The organism is Cupriavidus sp. MPR-AND1C (genome assembly GCF_058809705.1).
Map to the genome: position 1 here is coordinate 1 of NZ_JBXASU010000084.1, position 17,537 is coordinate 17,537.

Genomic DNA, 17,537 nt, shown 5'->3' on the forward strand with positions numbered 1-17,537 from the left:
CCCCTGCCCCCCTCCCGTCCGCATCAGGAAAAACCCATGCAATTCGACCCGCAAGTCCGCGCCCTGCTCGACGCCATGGCGCAGCTCCCGCCACTCGACTTCACCACCATCACACCGCTGGCCTACCGCGCCGCGCTGGCCGCGCACCCCGCTTTCGCGCCAGGCGATGCGGTCGCGCAAGAACGCGAGCTGAGCGTGGCCGGAGCCGCCGGCCCCTTGCCCGCGCGCCTCTACCGGCCGCACGGCGACGGCCCCTGGCCGCTCACGGTGTTCTTCCACGGCGGCGGCTTCGTCACTTGCGGGATCGAAACGCATCACAATATCTGCCGTTCGCTGGCGAACCGCGCTGGCACCCTGGTGCTGTCGGTCGGCTACCGGCTAGCGCCGGAGGCACGCTTTCCGGCAGCTGCCGACGATGCCTGCGCGGCGCTGCGCTGGAGCGCGGCGCACGCCGCCGACCTGGGCGCGCTGCCCGACAAGCTGGCTGTCGCCGGCGACAGCGCGGGCGGCAACCTGGCCGCGGTTGCGTGCCAACAGTTGCGTGACAGCGTGGCGGTGCGCCACCAGTTGCTGCTTTACCCCTACCTGGACTGCGCGGACGAATCCGGCAGCTGGCGCACCTTTGCGCAAGGCTGCTTCCTGACCGAGGACATGTTGCGCTGGTATGCCCGCCACTATCTCCCCGAGCCACCCGACCCGCGCCATGGCGCCGATGTGCGCGCCAGCCCGCTGCGCCAGCGCGAGCTGGCGGGCGTGGCGCCGGCCACCATCATCACGGCCGAATTCGACCCCCTGCGCGATCAGGGCGAAGCCTACGGCGCCGCCTTGCAGCGCGCCGGCGTGGACAGCGTTGTCCGTCGCTGGCCAGGGCAGATTCATGGCTTCATGAGCATGCAGGGCCTGCTGGGAGCGGCCGATGCGGCGCTCGACCTGGCGGCAGGCGCCTTGCGCGCAGCCTTTGCCGACGTTGCCGATATTGCCGATGTTGCCGATGTTACCGATACGGGGAAGCCAGCATGAGCCCCGCACCCATCGGCGACGTGCTGCGCGCCATCGCCACCGGCCAGCGCGTTGTCGTGATTGAGGAAGACACGGATGATGCCAGCGGCTGCGTGCTGGCCGCCGCCGACCAGGTGAGCGAGGCGGACGTGAATTTCATGGCAGCGCACGCACGCGGCCTGGTCTGCCTGGCCATCACGGAATCCCGCCGGCGGCAGCTCGGCCTGCCGATGATGGCCAGCGGGCGCCGCCATGGCCGCAGGCAGGAGCCATTCACCGTGTCGATCGAGGCGGTGCAAGGCGTCTCCACCGGCATCTGCGCGGCGGACCGCGCGCTCACCATGCGCGTGGCCGCCGCCGCCAACGCCGGGCTCGGCCACCTGGTCCAGCCGGGCCACGTCTTCCCCGTGGTGGCGCAACCGGATGGCGTGCTGCGCAGCGCGGGCTTTGCCGAGGCCTGCTCCGACTTGCCCAGGCTCGCCGGGCGCGAAGCCGCGGGCGCCTATGCGGTGCTGCTGGACGATGCCGGCGAGGTGCTGCGCGGCGCCGCCTTGCTCGCCTTCGCCCGCGAGCACGGACTGCTGGTCTGCGCGATCAGCGACCTGATCCATCATCGCCTGCTGGTGGAGGGCGCGCTGCGCCGCAGCCAGAGCAGCCGGCTGGCCACGCCCTACGGTGAGTTCGTCGTGCATGCGTACCACGATGCGCCGATCGACGCCGTGCACCTGGCGCTGGTACTGGGGCAGCCGGACCCTGCCGAGCCCGTGCTGACGCGCGTGCAAACCGTGGAAACCTTGCGCGACCTGTTTGCGTTCGAATCCGCGCATGCGGCGCCCGGCACGCCGGGCTGGAACCTGGCGCGGTCCCTCGCGCGCATCGGCGAGGAAGGCCGCGGCATCCTGGTGCTGCTGGCCGAACGCGAAGCCCCGCATCACTTGCTCGAGCAGCTCGCCCTGCTGGACCAGTCCGGGCCAACCTGGCAGACCGCGCGGCCCGCTTTCGCGCAACGCGCGCTGGGCGTAGGCGCACAGATCCTGCGCGACCTCGGCGCGCGCAAACTGCGCATGCTGGGCGTGCCGGTGCCCTACCGCAACATCGCGGGCTTCGAGCTGGAGGTGACCGGGTTCGTGCCGCCGGGCTGAATCAGCGCGGGCAGTCTGCCGCCAAGGATGACCTGGCGGATGCTGCGAGACACCCATGCTTGCCTGGCTTCGCCCGCATGCCTTGGCAGCACAGCCAGGTCCAGCACACCAACACCGAACACGACGGCAGCCCCCGCGCACAACCCCGCTTACACCCCCTTCAAATCCTCCTCGGCAAACACCTCCTCCGCCATGTGAAAAGCCGAATTGGCCGCCGGCACGCCGCAATAAATAGCGGTCTGCAAGAGCACTTCCTTGACCTCGTCGCGGCTGACCTTGTTGTTGGCCGCGGCGCGCAAATGCAGCTTGAGCTCTTCGCCGCGGTTAAGCGCCACCATCATGGCGATGGTGATCAAGCTGCGCAAATGGCGCGGCAGGCCTTCGCGGGTCCAGATCTCGCCCCATGCATAGCGCGTGATCAGGTTCTGGAATTCTTCGGTCAGCGGGTTGAGCTTGGCCAGCGAGCGATCCACGTGAGCGCTGCCCAGCACCGCGCGGCGCACGGCCAGGCCAGCCTGGTAGCGCTCGCCATCGTTGGCGGGGCGGCCCGCGGCTTGTTGCGCATCGCCGCCCAGGAAGTCCAGCAATGCCTCGGTGAAGCGCGCGGGCTGTTCGCGGTTGGACAAGTGGGCCGCTTCCAGCTCCAGATAACGCGCGCCCGGAATGGCGTCGGCCAGGGCGCGCCCTTGCTCCGCGGTCGTGGACGGGTCCGCGCTGCCGGCAATCACCAGCACCGGCACGGGAATCGTCTTGACCGCTTCGCGCAGGTCGGCGTCGCGCACCGCAGCGCAGTTGGCGGCATAGCCCCGGGCATCGAGGCCGGTCAGCACCTGGCGCAGGTCGTCCAGCTGGTTGCCGGCGGCGCTGACGAAGGCAGGCGTGAACCAGCGCTGCAACGAGCCTTCCACCAGCGGCGTCATGCCGTCGCGCAGCACGCCTTCGATGCGCGTGTTCCACGCCTCGTGCGTGCCGATCCTGGGCGCGGTGTTGGCCAGCACGATGCGGGTGAAGCGCTGCGGTGCGTTCACGCCCAGCCACATGCCGGTGAGGCCGCCCATCGACAAGCCGCAGAAGGCAGCCTTCTGGATCTGCAAGGCATCCATGAGGGCGATGACGTCGCTGCCCAGTTCCGCCACGCTGCTCGGGCCCGGGGGCAATGCGGACCGCCCGTGGCCGCGGGTGTCGTAGCGCAGGATGCGGAATTGCTGGCCCAGCGCTTCGACTTGCGGCGCCCACATGGTGTGGTCAGTGCCCAGCGAGTTGGAGAAGATGAGGACGGGCGCGGATGCCGGGCCTTCCAGCGTGTAGAAGAGGCGGTTGCCGGCGTGGGTGATGAAGGGCAAGGTGGTCTCCAGGGAATTCGGTTTGCGGTTCAGTTACGTTACGTGTTCTTCGTGTGTTCTTGGTGTGTCCTTCAAGCGCCCGTGGCTGGGTTCCCAGGGCGCTCAATGCTGGCCTGGCCGGCTTCGTGCCGCCAGGCCGCCAGGACCGCATCGACGAATCCCGCCGCCTGCCCGGCATAATTGGCCGGATCGCAGACCCGGTCCAGCGCCGCCGCATCCATCAACCCCGCATGCGCTGCGTCCTCGGCCAGGGTCGCGCCCAGGGCTTGGCGCAATGTCGTGCCTTCGGCCACGGCCCGCCGGCAGGCGCCTTCCACCAGATGATGCGCGGGCAGCCGGCCAATCTTGCCGCCGAGCTCCAGCATGGCGGCTTCCGCCAGGATCAGCCCGTGCGTCACGCCCAGGTTGGCGCGCATGCGCGCGGCATCCACCTGCAATCCGCCCACCACTTCCAGCATCTGCCGCAATGCCCCGGCTGCCAGCGTGACGATTTGCGGCAAGGTATCCCATTCCGCCTGCCAGCCGCCCAGCGCGCGCTCGTGCTCCTGCACCATGCCGGCCAGCATGGTCGCCACCAGCGGCGGCACGCGCACGGCGGCGGTGAGCACGGCGGCGCAGCCAACCGGGTTGCGCTTGTGCGGCATGGTGCTGGAGCCGCCGCGCCCCGGGCCGGTGGGCTCCGCGACCTCGGCGACTTCCGTTTGCATCATCAGCGACACGTCGCGGGCGATCTTGCCCAGCGAGCCGGTGAGCATGCCGAGCGTGGTGGCTACCTCGACCATGCGGTCCCGGTAGGCATGCCAGGGCGTGGGCGCCACCGCCAGCGAGAGCGCACTGCCAAGCGCCGTTGCCACTGCCGGCGCCGCGGCGCCCAAGCTAGCCAGCGTGCCGGCGGCGCCGCCGAATTGCAGCGTGGCAGCCTGCGCGCGCGCGGCGTCGAGGCGGCGCAGGTCGCGGCGCAGGGCATCGAGCCAGCCGGCGGCCTTGAGGCCAAAGGTAGTGGGCAGCGCGTGCTGCAGCCAGGTGCGCGCCACCATCGGCGTGTCGCGGTGCTGCGCGGCGAGCGCCGCGCAGGCATGGCCGAGGGCCTTGAGATCGGCGTCGACCGCCTGCAAGGCTTCACGCAACTGCAGCACCATGCCGGTGTCGATCGCGTCCTGGCTGGTGGCGCCCCAGTGCACGTAGCGCGCGGCTTGCGCGTCGCGCGCGGCCACGCGGGCGGTGAGCTGCCTGACCAGAGGAATGGCAAGGTTGCCGCCTGCCACGGCGGCGGCGGCCAGCGCATCGAAGTCGATCTCGCCGGCGCGGCAGGTGGCGGCGATCGCCTCGGCGGCGTCCGCCGGGATGACCCCGCAGCTGGCTTCGGCGCGCGCCAGCGCGGCTTCGAAATCGAGCATGCGCTGCACGGTCGCCGTATCGGAGAAAGCGGCCAGCGTGGCGGCGCTGCCGAACATCGGGTCGGTCAGTCGGGATGAAGTCGGCATCGATTCAGATTCGCATCGGCATGGAAAAACCCCAGCGCCGGGCCACGATGGGTCCGGCGCCGGGGCTCGGTTCAGCGCGGGCGCGCTGGCAATGGCTGCGCGCGGGATCAGATGTCGAAGAAGACCGTCTCGTCCTGGCCTTGCAGCACGACCTGCCATTGCAGCCTGCCTGCGCCTGCCTGCTGCGCCACCAGCGTGTGGCGGCGCGCGGCGGGCACCTGCGACAACACCCAGTCGCGTGCGTTGGCCTGCGCTTCGTCCGGGAAGTATAGGCGCGTGGACAAGTGCTTGAGCAGGCCGCGCATAAACAGCGAGACGACGATATGCGGCGCCTGCGGCTGGCCGTCGGGGCCGGGCACGGGGCCTGGCTTGACGGTGACAAAGCGAAAGCTGCCGTCGGGCCCGGTCGGCAGCCGGCCAAAACCGGTGAAGCCAGGCACCAGCGCCGTCTCGGCGCCGTCGCGCGCATCGTCGGGGTGGCGGTAGCGGCCGGCCGGGTTGGCTTGCCAGATTTCGACCATGCCGTCGGGCACGGGATCGCCCTTGCCGTCGATCACGCGGCCTTCGATCACGATGCGCTCGCCCGTCAGCTCACTCGCCTCGGCGGTCAGGTCGGCGCGGTCAAGGCCGGACAGGCCGATATGCAGGTAGGGTCCAACGGTCTGGGATGCGGTGGCGTACAACATGGCTTACTCCATCGGCGTGGCATCGCGGCCACGCAGCACGATATCGAAACGGTAGCCGAGCGCGTACTCGGGGACCGTGGTTTCCCAGTCGAAGGTGGACACCAGGCGATCACGCGCCTTGGCGTCGGGCACGCAATTGAAGATGGGATCGAAGGCGAGCAGCGGGTCGCCCGGGAAATACATCTGCGTCACCAGCCGCGTGGCATAGGCGTTGCCGAACAACGAGAAATGGATATGCTGCGGCCGCCAGGCGTTGTGGTGGTTACGCCAGGGATAGGCGCCAGGCTTGATGGTCTTGAACTGGTAACGGCCCTGCGCGTCGGTCACCGCGCGGCCTTCGCCGGTGAAATTGGGATCGAGCGGCGCGTCGTGCTGGTCCCGCTTGTGCACATAGCGGCCGGCGGCATTGGCCTGCCAGACCTCGATCAGCGCGTTCGGCACGGGACGGCCGTTTTCATCGAGCACGCGGCCGCTGACCAGGATGCGCTCACCGATGGGTTCGCCGGCGTGGCCGGCGGTGAGGTCGCTGTCGCCGTTGCGCACGAACTCGGCGCCGAACAGCGGGCCGGTGACCTCGGACAAGGTCTGGTTCAGCGCCACCAGCGGCTCGTTGGGCGAGCGCAGCGCCGTGGAACCGTAAGGGTCAAAGCGGTATTCCGGCTGGGTGTCCCAGTAGTGGCGGCGATATTGCGCCAGCCCTGGTGGCAGCTTGATGGGCGAGTCGGCCATGATACGTGTCTCCGTGGGGTGGAATTTTCATTACTTTATTTGCTGTTAAAGCGCATGTATATTGAGTTTTTCGACTATTTGCATAACTTTTAGATATGCAGCCAACCTTCCGCAACCGTGTCCGCCTGCGCCACCTGCATTGCTTCGTGGCCGTGGCGCAAACCCAGCACCTGGGCCAGGCCGGGGAGCAGCTGGGCCTCAGCCAACCCGCCGTATCCAAGACCCTGACCGAGCTGGAAGCGCTGCTTGGCGCACGTTTGCTGGCCCGCGGCCGGGCGGGCACCGAGTTGACCGAGCTGGGCCAGCGATTCCTGCGCCACGCCCTGCGCGTGCTGGAGGACCTGGACGAAGCCGCAGTAAGCGTGACCGGTGCGCACGCTGCGGGGCTTGAGCACATCCGTGTCGGCGCCCTGCCCAGCGTCGTGCCCGACCTGCTTCAGGAAGCCGTACTGGCCTTTCGCCGCACGCATCCGGACGTGGGCCTGGCGGTGCAGACAGGCATGAACCGCACGCTGATCGACGGGCTGAAGGCCGACGTGCTCGATATCGCCATCGGCCGCATGGACAATCCCACGGTGATGGAGGGTCTCTGGTTTGAAATGCTGGATGCGGAGCCACTGCTGCTCGCCGTGCGCAAGGGCCACGCGCTGGCGAAAGCGCCCCCTTCCATGGCGGAGATCATGGCTTGCCAGCTGGTGGTGCCCGCGCAAGGCTCGGCGCCACGGCACAGCGCCGAGAGCCTGCTGGCCCGGCACGGCTTCATGCTGCCACCGGGCGTGCTGGAAACCTCGGACGCTTACCTGGGCCAGCTGGTCGCCCTGAAATCCGACGCCATCTGGCTGGCGCCGCGCTGCGCCATGCGCCAGGCGCTGGAAAGCGGCGAGCTGGTGCTGCTGCCCGTCTCCGGCCAGGGCAGCGAGGAACCGGTCGGGCTGTTGCGCCAGGGCGGCCGCGAGCTAGGCGCCGCCGCCGAGGCCTTTGTACAGGACCTGCGCGAGCGCGCCGCGGCACGCTCGCACGGGCTGGCTGGCAAAACCAAGGCGTAACCAAGACAAAATCAAGGCATAACCAAGACATAACCGGCGGCTACATCTCCGTCGCATCCTCGACGCCCTTGCCGGCCGGACGGGCCACGTCCGGGGACAGTTGCAGGAAGATCCAGGCAGAAGCCGAGGTAATCAGCCCCACACAGATAAACGTGGCATGGAACGCCGGCAGCGCGCTGGTGGCGCCGTGCCGGCCGAAGGTGCCCTGGAAAGTCGCCAGCAACGCGCCGGCTGACGTCACCGCCAGGCTCATCGACAGCATCTGCACCATCGACAGCAGGCTGTTACCGCCGCTAGCCCCGGCCGTGCCGAGGTCCTTCAGCGTGACCGTGTTCATGGCGGTGAACTGGATCGAATTGACCATCCCGAACAGCGCCAGCTGCACCAGTACCAGCGCCAGCGGCTGGGTGGGCGAGATCAGCGCGAACGACGCCATCGCCAGCCCCACCAGGAAGGTATTGGTGACCAGCACCTTGCGATAGCCATGACGCTCGATCAGGCTCGTGGCAAGCCGCTTGGACGCCATGCCCGCCGCCGTGATCGGCAGCATCATCATGCCCGCCTGGAACGGCGAGTAACCCAGGCTGACCTGCAGCGTCAGCGGGATCAGGAACGGCATGGCGCCGTTGCCGATGCGCGCAAACAGGTTGCCCAGCAGCCCCACGCTGAAGGTATGGATGCGAAACAGCCGCAGCGCAAACAGCGGCCGCCGCCGCCGCGAGGCATGCAGGACATAAGCCGTGAGTGACGCCATGCTGGCAATCAGCAGCATCAGCACGGTGGCATGCTCGAAGCCAAGCTCCGCCAGGCCATCCAGCGAAAACGAAATCGTCAGCATCGAGATCGCGAGCAACAGGTATCCGCTCAGGTCGAACGCCGCCACCCCGTGCAGGCGCGCGTTGGGCATGTAGCGCATGGTGGCCAGCCCGCCCAGCAGCCCCACCGGCACATTGATCAGGAAGATCCAGTGCCAGGAAAAGGTCTGGGTCAGCCAGCCCCCCAGCGTCGGCCCGATCAGCGGCCCCACCATGCCCGGAATCGCCACAAAGCTGAGCGCCTGCAGGTACTGGTCCCGCGGGAACGTGCGCAGCACCGCCAGCCGCCCCACCGGCAGCAACATCGCGCCACCCACGCCCTGCACCACCCGCGAGACCACCAGCCAGGTCAGGCTATTGGAATAGGCGCAAGCCAGCGAGCCTGCGACAAACAGCACGATAGCCGTCTGGAAGATGGTGCGGGTACCAAAACGGTCCGCCAGCCAGCCCGACGCCGGAATGATCACCGCCATGGTCAGCGAGTAGGCAATGATCACCGACTGCATCCGCAGCGGGCTCTCCCCCAGGCTCCTGGCCATCGAAGGCAACGCCGTGTTGACGATCGTGGAATCCAGCGTCTGCATGAAGAAACCGATGGCGACCACCCACAGCATGATCCTGCGGATGTGGTCGTCGGCGGTGGCTGAGGTGGGGGGGGAAAGAGGCGTGTCTTGCATCGGGATGGGCGGGCCCCGGCACGCAGGTGCGCCGGGACGATCCGCTGGGTCGCGTTCCGTAGCAGTGTAGCGGAGCTGGATGGCGGCGCGCGCGAATTCCGGGACGGCCCCGCTCCAGCCACAGGCCTGGCCGGCGGCCTCGGATCATCCAGCGCGTCATGCCATGCCACCCGGGACGGATGAAATCGGCGATTCGGAAATTTCCGTCCTCATTTTCGTACCTGTCCGATTTCAATCCGAATCTCGGCTCGGTATCGTGGATCTGGCCTGGGCTTAGTCCAGCCTCGCCCAAGCGTCAACGCGCTTGCATACCCGACTTCTCTCAAGACGCAGGATGAACAAAAATATCCATCGCCTGGTTTTCAACGCTGCGCGCGGCATGCTGGTCGCAGCCCCCGAACATGCCGCGGGGCGCGGCAAGGGCCGCCAGGGCAACGCCGGGCGCGGCGGCCAGGGCTCGGTGCTCGTGCCCGCTTTCGTGCCAGCATTCGTGCCGGTGCTATGGCTCACCGCGTTGACAGCCTCGATGATGGGCTTGCCGGTGTTGCTGGACCAATCGGCGCACGCGCAATCCCTGCCGATTCAGGTGGACAAGCAGGTGCCAGGGCAGCGTCCTATGGTGGGCGTGGCGGCCAACGGCGTGCCGGTCGTCAACATCCCCCCGCCCAGCCGTAACGGCGGCACCAGCGTGAGTCATTTCATTCAGTACAACGTCGGCCCGTCCGGCGTTGTACTGAATAACAGCGGGGCCAACAGCCAGACGCGGATTGCGGGCTGGGTCCAGGGAAACACCATGCTCGGCAACGGGCACGCCAGCAACATCGTGGTCCAGGTCACGCAGCCGAACCCCTCCCGATTGCTTGGCGCGCAAGAAATCGCCGGGAACCGCGCCAATCTGATCCTGGCCAATCCGGCGGGGTTGCATTGCTCGGGCTGCGGGGCGATCAACGCGGACCGCTTCACGCTTTCAACCGGACGTCCGGTGTTCGGCGCCGATGGCAGCCTGGCCGGCTTCGACGTGCGGGGAGGCAACATCGGCATCGACGGACAAGGCTTGTCCAGCCCGCAGGCGCAGGTCGATCTGCTGGCGCGCTCGATCCAGGTCAATGCGCAGCTGTGGGCCAGGCACCTGAATGTGGTCGCGGGTGCCAACCAGGTCGGCTACGAAACCCTGAATGCCACCGCGCAGGCGGGCAACGGCCCTGCCCCGCAGTTCGCGCTCGACGCCTCGGCGCTGAGCGCCATGTACAGCGGCGCAGTCAGATTGATCGGCACCGAACGCGGTGTCGGCTTTCATCTCGGCGGCGGCGTCACCGCCCGCTCCGGCGACATCGTGGTGGACAACAACGGCGACGTGCGTATCGTGCCAGGCGGCCGCCTGCAAGCCGAGGGCAGCGCCTCCCTCGCCGGCGCCAGCATCGACAACGCGGGCACCATCACCACGCGCGGCGGCATTGCCGCGGCCACGCCGGGAGCACTGAGCAACAGCGGCACGCTGGCCGCCGGCACCGATCTGCTGGCCCGGGCCGAGCGCATCGCCAACAGCGGCACCATCGGCGCGGGCGTCGATGCCAACGCCAGCGTGACCGGCGCGGGTACGGCCCATCTCGCCGCGCGCACGGCCATCCAATCCCATGGCACCATCGTGTCCGGCGCGAACACCAGGCTGTCGGCCCCCACGCTGGACCTGTCGAACGGCAAAGTCGTTGCGCACGACGCCGCCTATCTGTCGGCGGCGGGCGACATCCGCCACCAGGACACGCGGCTGGAAGCCAATGCCGTACAGGTCGACGCCGGCGGCACCGTGGACAATCGCGGCGGCGCCATCGTCGTGGGCACCCATGGCGGAGCCGTCCAGGGCGCAAACATCCTGAACCAGGATGGCGCCATCACCAGCAGCGGCACACTCGGCGTGGACGCGGCGCAGGCCGTGGACAACACCGGCGGCACCATCGCCGGGACCCGCGCCACCACGGTCGCGGCTGCCGGCACCGTCAATCGCGGCGGCATGATCGCGTCGGTGCAAGACCAGCTACGGATGACCGGCGCGCTGGACAACACCAGCGGCAAGATCGTGGCAGGCGGCCCGCTGGACATGACCGGCGACAGCCTCACCAACACTGGCGGCCAGGTCGCGTCGAACCGCGATGCAACGCTGCGCATCGCGGCCACCCTCGACAACACGGCGGGCTTCATCCATGCCGGTGGCACCCTGGACGCGCAGGCGGGCGCCATCCTCAACCGCGACACCCTGCACGGCACCGACGCCGCCCCGAAGGGCATGGAGGGCGCCAGCGTCAGGCTGTCTGCCCATGCCATCGACAATGCCCAGGGCGCGCTGCGCGCCGACGCCTCGCTTGACGCCGATGCCGCGACGCTCGGCAACACCGGCGGCGAAGTCGCCTCCGGAGGCACGGCGCAACTCGATGTGCAGGCCATCACCAACACCGGTGGCTTGCTGGCAGCCAACCAGGCGCTGGGCATCAAGGGCAACAGCCTCACCGGGGATGGCTCGCTGCAATCCCATACGGGCGACGTCACCGCGATCCTGCAAACCGATTTCCATAACACCGGCACGGTGACCGCCGCACGGGATCTCAACCTGCTGATCGAGGATGCCCAGGGCAATGCCACGGGCGATATCACCAATGCTGGCAAGCTGCTGGCGGGCCGCGACGCCGACGTCCACGGGCGCAACGTCACCAACGCGGGCGAACTGTCCGGCCGGGCCTCCAGCACCGTCCGCGCCGATGGGGCCGTGCTCAACAAAGGCCTCATCGACGGCGGCGCCGTGCGCATCCTGGCCGGCACCACCGTCACCAACATCGACCGCATCTATGGCGACTCGGTGGCCATCGGCGCCGGCCGGCAACTCCTGAACGACGTCAGCGCCGCCACCGGCCAGGGGGCCGTGATCGCCTCGCGCAGCGGCGGCGTCGAGCTGGGCGCCCCGGAGATCGTCAACCGCGAGCACGCGCTGGTCTACTCGTCGCAAGACCTGAACGTGGGCCGCGCGCTGGATACCAGCGGCAAGGCGACCGGCCAGGCCGATATGCTTATCAACGCGTCGGCCACCATCGAGGTGGCGGGCAGCGCCAACTTCAACGTTGCCGCCCTTGCCAACCGCAACGAGCACTTCCGCACCGAGCGTACCGATACCGGGACCGTGCACGCGTTCTACTACCGGCTCGACGGCAGCGCCGAAAAGATCGACCCAAGCACCGCGATGCTCGTGCTGCCAACCGCATCAGGCGCCATATATGGCCACATCGCCAGCCGCGGCGACGACCTGGCCTACCTCGGCGATGACGACTACAAGCGCCTGCTCCTGCCTTCGGCGCGGTACCCCTTCAGCGTGTTTGGCCCCCCGTTCGACTGGGCGCGCCAGGCCGATGGCACACCGGGACAGAGCGACAGCCGCTCATCCGGCCCAAACTGGCCCGTGGGCCTGGCAATGCTGCCGTTCGCGCCCGACGCGCATGGCAGCCTCGAAGCCGATCATTTCGTCTACAAGGCCGACGACCCGATCTGGGACAAATTCGGGATGGCCCGGCCCGGCGCGCTGCCGCCCGTACCCTCCCCCTGCCCGGATGGATCGCCAGCGGCCTGCCAGACGCAGTACCGGGCCGCCCTGCTTGCCTACCAAGCCGCAAAGGCTGCCAGCAAACCGCTTTACGAAGCCCTGAATGGCAAGATCCAGGCATTCAACAGCGACTATCAGGGCCGGCTGGTGAAGTCCTGGACCATCGAACGGCGCGAGACCCGCGTGCAGGACGAGGTTGTCGTCCACACCGATCCCGCCCGCATCCTGGTGGGCGGCAACGCCAGCTTCACTGGCGCGGTCACCAACGACAAGAGCCAGATTCTCGTTGGCGGCACGCTTGCTGCCGGTGGCGCAAGCGGCGGTGTCAACAACCTTGCGCACGATGCGATACGCATCGAGGATACGACCGGCACCAGCCAATACACCCGCCCGTGCGGGCGCGACCGCTGCTACGACACCATGGGCGTGCCGGCGGTGCACCTGGAGATTCCGACTCAGCTCGCCAAGGGTGAAGCGCTGGATTACCAGGTTGTGAACGGCACGGGCACGATCGTGGCGGACAAGACCGGCACCGGCCCGATCGCCACCGCGCCGACCCTCACGCAGATCCCGCTCGGCACCGGGGCCGCGGGCCTGCTGGGCGGCGACGTCATCCGGGCCGTCTCGCCGTCGCTGGCGATGCCCGACAATGCGCTCTTCAAGATTCGCGGCGAGCCGGGCACGCCTTACCTGATCGAGACCGACCCGCGCTTCACCAACCAGCGCCAGTGGCTGTCCAGCGATGTCATGCTCACGCAACTGGGCCAGGACCCCACCCACGTGCTCAAGCGCCTGGGCGACGGCTACTATGAAGCCCGCCTGGTGGCCGATGCCGTGATGCTGGGAACCGGCCAGCGCTTCGTGGGCGACTACACCGACAACGAGGCGCAATACAAGGCGCTGATGCAATCGGGCGTGGCGTTCGGCAAGCAGTTCCACCTCAACGTGGGCACCGCGCTGACGGCGGACCAGATGCGCGCGCTCACCACCGACATCGTGTGGCTGGTCGAGAAGACGGTCACCCTGAAGGACGGCACCACCCAGCGCGTGCTGGTGCCGCAGGTCTACCTGAAGGTGCGCGCGGGCGACCTCAAGGGTGACGGCACGCTGATGGCCGCGCGCGATACCGTGATCCAGACCGATGGCGACGTGAAGAACACGGGCACCATCGCCAGCCGCAATGTGACGCTGATGGATGCCGCCAATATCCACAACAGCGGCGCGCTGTCGGCGAGCGTCATGGGGCTGAGCGCCAGGCAGGACATCAACAATCTCGCCGGCCATATCACGACGGGCCAGCTGGCAGCCATGGCAGGCCGCGACATCAACCTGACCACCACCACCGCCTCCGGGGCCAGCGGCAGCGGCGACCTCGCGGGCAGCCGCACCGTGATCGCGGGCGTCTCCAGCGTGGCCGCCGACAACGCCACCTTCGTGGCCGGGCGCGACATCAACACCAAGGCCGCGAACATCCAGGCCACCGGCAGCCTGGGCATGGCGGCGGGCCGTGACATCCACCTTGGCACGGTCGAGGTCAGCGAATCAGAACGCCTCTACAAAGACGCAAAAAACAATGCGGCGGTATCGCGCAGCACGGAAATCGGCACGCAGGTCACGGCGGGCAAGAACACAACCCTGAGCGCCGGGCGCGACGTGAACGCCACCGCCGCATATGTGAGCGCGGACGGCGCGCTGGCCGTGGGCGCGGGACGTGACATCAACGTCAAGGCCGGTCAGGCATCGAGTTCCGTGCGCGACGAGCACGCCTACCAGGAAAGCGGCTTCCTGTCGAAAAAGTCCACCCATGTCATTGATGCCAACAGCCAGACCGAGGCGCTCGGCAGCACCTTCTCCGGCGACACCGTGGCCATGGCGGCAGGACGTGACCTGGCCGTCGCCGGCAGCACCGTGGCGGCCACGCACGACGTGAACCTCGGCGCGGGGCGCGACCTGACCATCGGCACCACCGAGACCACCTCGTCCGCCCACACCTACAAGGAAGAGACCAAGTCAGGGTTCGGCGCCACCGGCTCCGGCCTCTCGTACGGCAAGCGCGCCCAGAAGGACACCACCAACGACAACGGCACGCGGCAGGCGGGGAGCCTGGTCGGCAGCACGGACGGCAGCGTGCGCATGAACGCGGGCAGTACCCTTACCGTCACCGGCAGCGACCTGATCGCCAGGCAGGACATCACCGGCGTGGGCGCGGATGTCAACATCGAAGCCGCGCAGAACCGCCAGCACCACGACGAAACCCACGAGGTCAAGCAAAGCGGCTTCACGCTGGGCGTGTCGGGGGGAGCCATCGGCGCGGCCATTACCGCCGGAAACAAGATCAACGCGGCCAGTCAAAGCCAGGACGGCCGCGCGTCCGCACTGTGGGGGATCGCCGCCGCGCGCGACGTTGCCGACACCGGCAGCGCACTGGCGCAGGCCGGCGGCAACCCGCTGTCAGGCGCCGCCGTGACGCTCTCCTGGGGCACCAGCCAGAGCAAGCAGACCATGACGCAAGACGCCACCAGCCACAACGGCGCCAACGTATCGGCAGGCGGCACCGCAGCCTTCGTCGCGACCGGCGTGGATGCCAACGGCAACCAAACGGCGGGCAACCTCAACATCACCGGCTCGAACATCGACGCCAACAAGGTCGCGCTGGGAGCCAGGCACGATATCAATATCGTCTCCGCCACCGACACCAACGAGAGCCACAGCACCAACAAGTCCAGCAGCGCCAGCGTCGGCGTGTCGTATGGCCTTGGCCCCGACAACGCCGGCTTCGGCGTATCGGCCTCCGCCTCCAGGGCGAAGGGCAACTCGGACAGCCGGGGCGTCTCGCAAACCAACAGCCATGTGAGCGGCCGCGAGTCCGTCACCCTTCTATCGGGTAACGACACCAACATCCTCGGCGCCACGCTCAGCGGCGGCAAGGTCATCGCAGACGTGGGCGGCAACCTCAACATCGCCAGCCGCCAGGACACCGAAGAAACGCGCGCCAGGCAGGAAAGCATCAGCGGCGGCTTCAGCATCAGCCAGGGCGGCGGGTCCGCCAGCTTCTCCGCATCCAAGGGCAAGGCCAGCGGCAGCTATGCCAACGTCAGCGAGCAGTCCGGCATCCATGCCGGCAAGGACGGCTTCGATATCACCGTCAAGGGCAATACCGACCTGAAGGGCGCAGTCATCGCCAGCGAGGCAGGCAAGGACAAGAACAACCTGACCACCGGCACGCTCACCTGGACCGACATCGCCAACCACTCGGACTACAGCGCGACTTCCGCAGGCCTCTCCGCAGGCGGGGCCTTTGGCGCACCCAGTGGCCAAAGCAACAGCGGCCAGGCCTCCGGCAAGAACACCGGCGGCATCAACCCGATGATTCCGCAGCACGAAAGCGGCAGCCAGGACGGCCTCGCACGCAGCGCAATCGCCGAAGGCACCATCACCATCAACGACCAGGCCAGCCAGAAGCAAGACCTGGCCAGCCTGAAGCGCGACACCGCCGGCACCAACAGCACGGTCGGCAAGAACCCCGACCTGAACCAGGTACTGAACAAACAATCCGACATGATGGCCGCCGCCCAGGCCGCCGGCGAGGCGGTAGCCAAGACCGTGGGTGACCTGGCCGGCGCCAAGGAGAAACAGGCCCGTGCAAACGCCAAAGCCGCCCGCGACGCCGGAGATACCCAACTGGAAAGCAAATACCTCGCCGACGCGCAGAACTGGGAGGAAGGCGGCAACTACCGCGCAGCGCTGCACGCCGCCGGCGGCGCGCTGGTTGCAGGACTCGGTGGCGGCAACGCCCTGGCCGGCGCCGCAGGCGCGGGCGTGTCGTCCCTGGCCGCGCCCAAGCTTCAAGCGCTTGGCAATGCGGTGTCAGAGAGCATCGACACTGGCAACGCCGGGTTGAATGAAGCGCTCGGCAATGTGGCGGCGAACATCGCAGCGGGTGGCGTTGGTGCCATCGTGAGTGGTGGGTCGGGTGCGGCGACGGCGGCGAATGTGGATCGGTTCAATCGGCAGTTGCATCAAAGCGAGTATGACTTCGCCAAGAAGAACGCCAAGGTCGTCGCACAGAAGCTCGGGATTTCGGAGCAGGAGGCCGAGGGCCGGATTGTGGCAGAGATCCTTCGTAATTCCGACAAGCAGACAGCGGAAGCCACTGGCGGAAAGTATGATAATCAGATTAGAAGCATATTGGGATGCGGAAATTTGAATTGTTACGGCTCTACCAAAGATGAGAACTATGCCGACCATGACTACAATCGACAGTACATCATGGCTAATCCGGACTCCTACAAAAAAGGAATGACGCAAATTGGAAATGGCATGACAAGGACCGAGTACGATGCAACAAACTTCAAAAAAGACCCTATTGGAAATATAGTTGCTCGTGCTGGCGGCGGAATCTTTGCTGGAGTAGTGCTTGGACCAGAGATTCTTGCGTCAAAAGTTGGTGCAGGTCTCATTGGCGCCAGTGTTAGTGCGGCATCCCAGTATGTCCAGAACGGCTCCATCAATCCGGTGGATGTGGGGGTTAACTTTGTCACTGGTACATCCGGCGCTTACGGTGGATTCTGGTGGAATTTCGGCGTAAATGCCGCTGGAGGGGCGGCCAATACAGCAATCAACAACTCTCTTCATAACAAGAACGATTCTATAACATTCGGAGCAATATCAAATGCAACCACAGCAGGAATCGGATTTGGAATTGGTAAAATAGCCGAACCGTCAATTGGTAGCGCCCTCAGATCCACGCTGACCAGAGGAGATTTAGCACCTGCAGGTACCTGGCTAGGAACACCAGTGTGGAGCATGTTTGGAAAAAATTCCTCACCTGCAATTGGCTCATCCATTGGCGGCGGCGTTGCGACCGAGGCGGCTAGTTCCGCGATCAATAATATCAACTCAAACCACAAAAACAAACGATGAAGAGATTATTATTTGTTTTTTTAATACTTATATTTTTATCAATTACTTGCATGACCCTGATCAAGGTATCCATTGTACTACTAGCACAAATTTGGTATGACGGAAAATAT

General features: G+C 67.0%; 9 protein-coding genes. 4 read left to right on the forward strand and 5 right to left on the reverse strand.

The window, feature by feature from the left end; genetic code table 11:
• Window positions 1-36 precede the first annotated feature (36 nt).
• The gene (locus AC1RWI_RS30415; RefSeq protein WP_492870153.1) at window positions 37-1,020 is read left to right on the forward strand and encodes an alpha/beta hydrolase; all 984 of its coding nucleotides are present in this window, start codon (window positions 37-39) and stop codon (window positions 1,018-1,020) included.
• Window positions 1,017-2,141, forward strand: coding sequence for a 3,4-dihydroxy-2-butanone-4-phosphate synthase (locus AC1RWI_RS30420; protein WP_492870154.1), 1,125 nt, complete (start codon window positions 1,017-1,019; stop codon window positions 2,139-2,141). Before AC1RWI_RS30415 ends, AC1RWI_RS30420 begins: the two co-directional genes overlap by 4 nt.
• A 149-nt stretch (window positions 2,142-2,290) precedes the next feature.
• Here AC1RWI_RS30420 and pcaDC read toward each other — a convergent pair whose 3' ends face one another.
• The 4 genes from pcaDC to pcaH form a co-directional block, all read right to left on the reverse strand.
• Window positions 2,291-3,484: a bifunctional 3-oxoadipate enol-lactonase/4-carboxymuconolactone decarboxylase PcaDC gene (gene pcaDC, locus AC1RWI_RS30425; RefSeq protein WP_492870155.1), complete on the reverse strand. Its 1,194-nt coding sequence runs from the start codon at window positions 3,482-3,484 to the stop codon at window positions 2,291-2,293.
• A 71-nt stretch (window positions 3,485-3,555) separates the two neighbouring features.
• The gene (locus tag AC1RWI_RS30430; protein WP_082055177.1) at window positions 3,556-4,968 is read right to left on the reverse strand and encodes a 3-carboxy-cis,cis-muconate cycloisomerase; all 1,413 of its coding nucleotides are present in this window, start codon (window positions 4,966-4,968) and stop codon (window positions 3,556-3,558) included.
• Window positions 4,969-5,075: 107 nt separating this feature from the next.
• Window positions 5,076-5,654, reverse strand: a complete 579-nt coding sequence (gene pcaG / locus AC1RWI_RS30435; protein WP_043355916.1) for a protocatechuate 3,4-dioxygenase subunit alpha — start codon at window positions 5,652-5,654, stop codon at window positions 5,076-5,078.
• A gap of 3 nt (window positions 5,655-5,657) precedes the next feature.
• Window positions 5,658-6,383, reverse strand: coding sequence for a protocatechuate 3,4-dioxygenase subunit beta (gene pcaH / locus AC1RWI_RS30440; protein WP_043355917.1), 726 nt, complete (start codon window positions 6,381-6,383; stop codon window positions 5,658-5,660).
• A gap of 95 nt (window positions 6,384-6,478) precedes the next feature.
• Here pcaH and AC1RWI_RS30445 point away from each other — a divergent pair, with 95 nt between their 5' ends.
• Window positions 6,479-7,429, forward strand: a complete 951-nt coding sequence (locus tag AC1RWI_RS30445; protein ID WP_043355919.1) for a LysR substrate-binding domain-containing protein — start codon at window positions 6,479-6,481, stop codon at window positions 7,427-7,429.
• Window positions 7,430-7,469: 40 nt separating this feature from the next.
• On the opposite strand, the gene mdtD is transcribed toward AC1RWI_RS30445, so the two are convergent.
• Window positions 7,470-8,921 carry a multidrug transporter subunit MdtD gene (mdtD, locus tag AC1RWI_RS30450; protein ID WP_043355921.1) on the reverse strand — a complete coding sequence of 484 codons (1,452 nt, stop codon included), beginning with the start codon at window positions 8,919-8,921 and terminating at the stop codon, window positions 7,470-7,472.
• Window positions 8,922-9,255: 334 nt separating this feature from the next.
• Between mdtD and AC1RWI_RS30455 the strand changes: the two genes are divergently transcribed.
• Complete coding sequence (locus AC1RWI_RS30455) at window positions 9,256-17,427, forward strand: hemagglutinin repeat-containing protein (protein ID WP_492870156.1); 8,172 nt, start codon at window positions 9,256-9,258, stop codon at window positions 17,425-17,427.
• Window positions 17,428-17,537: the final 110 nt, after the last annotated feature.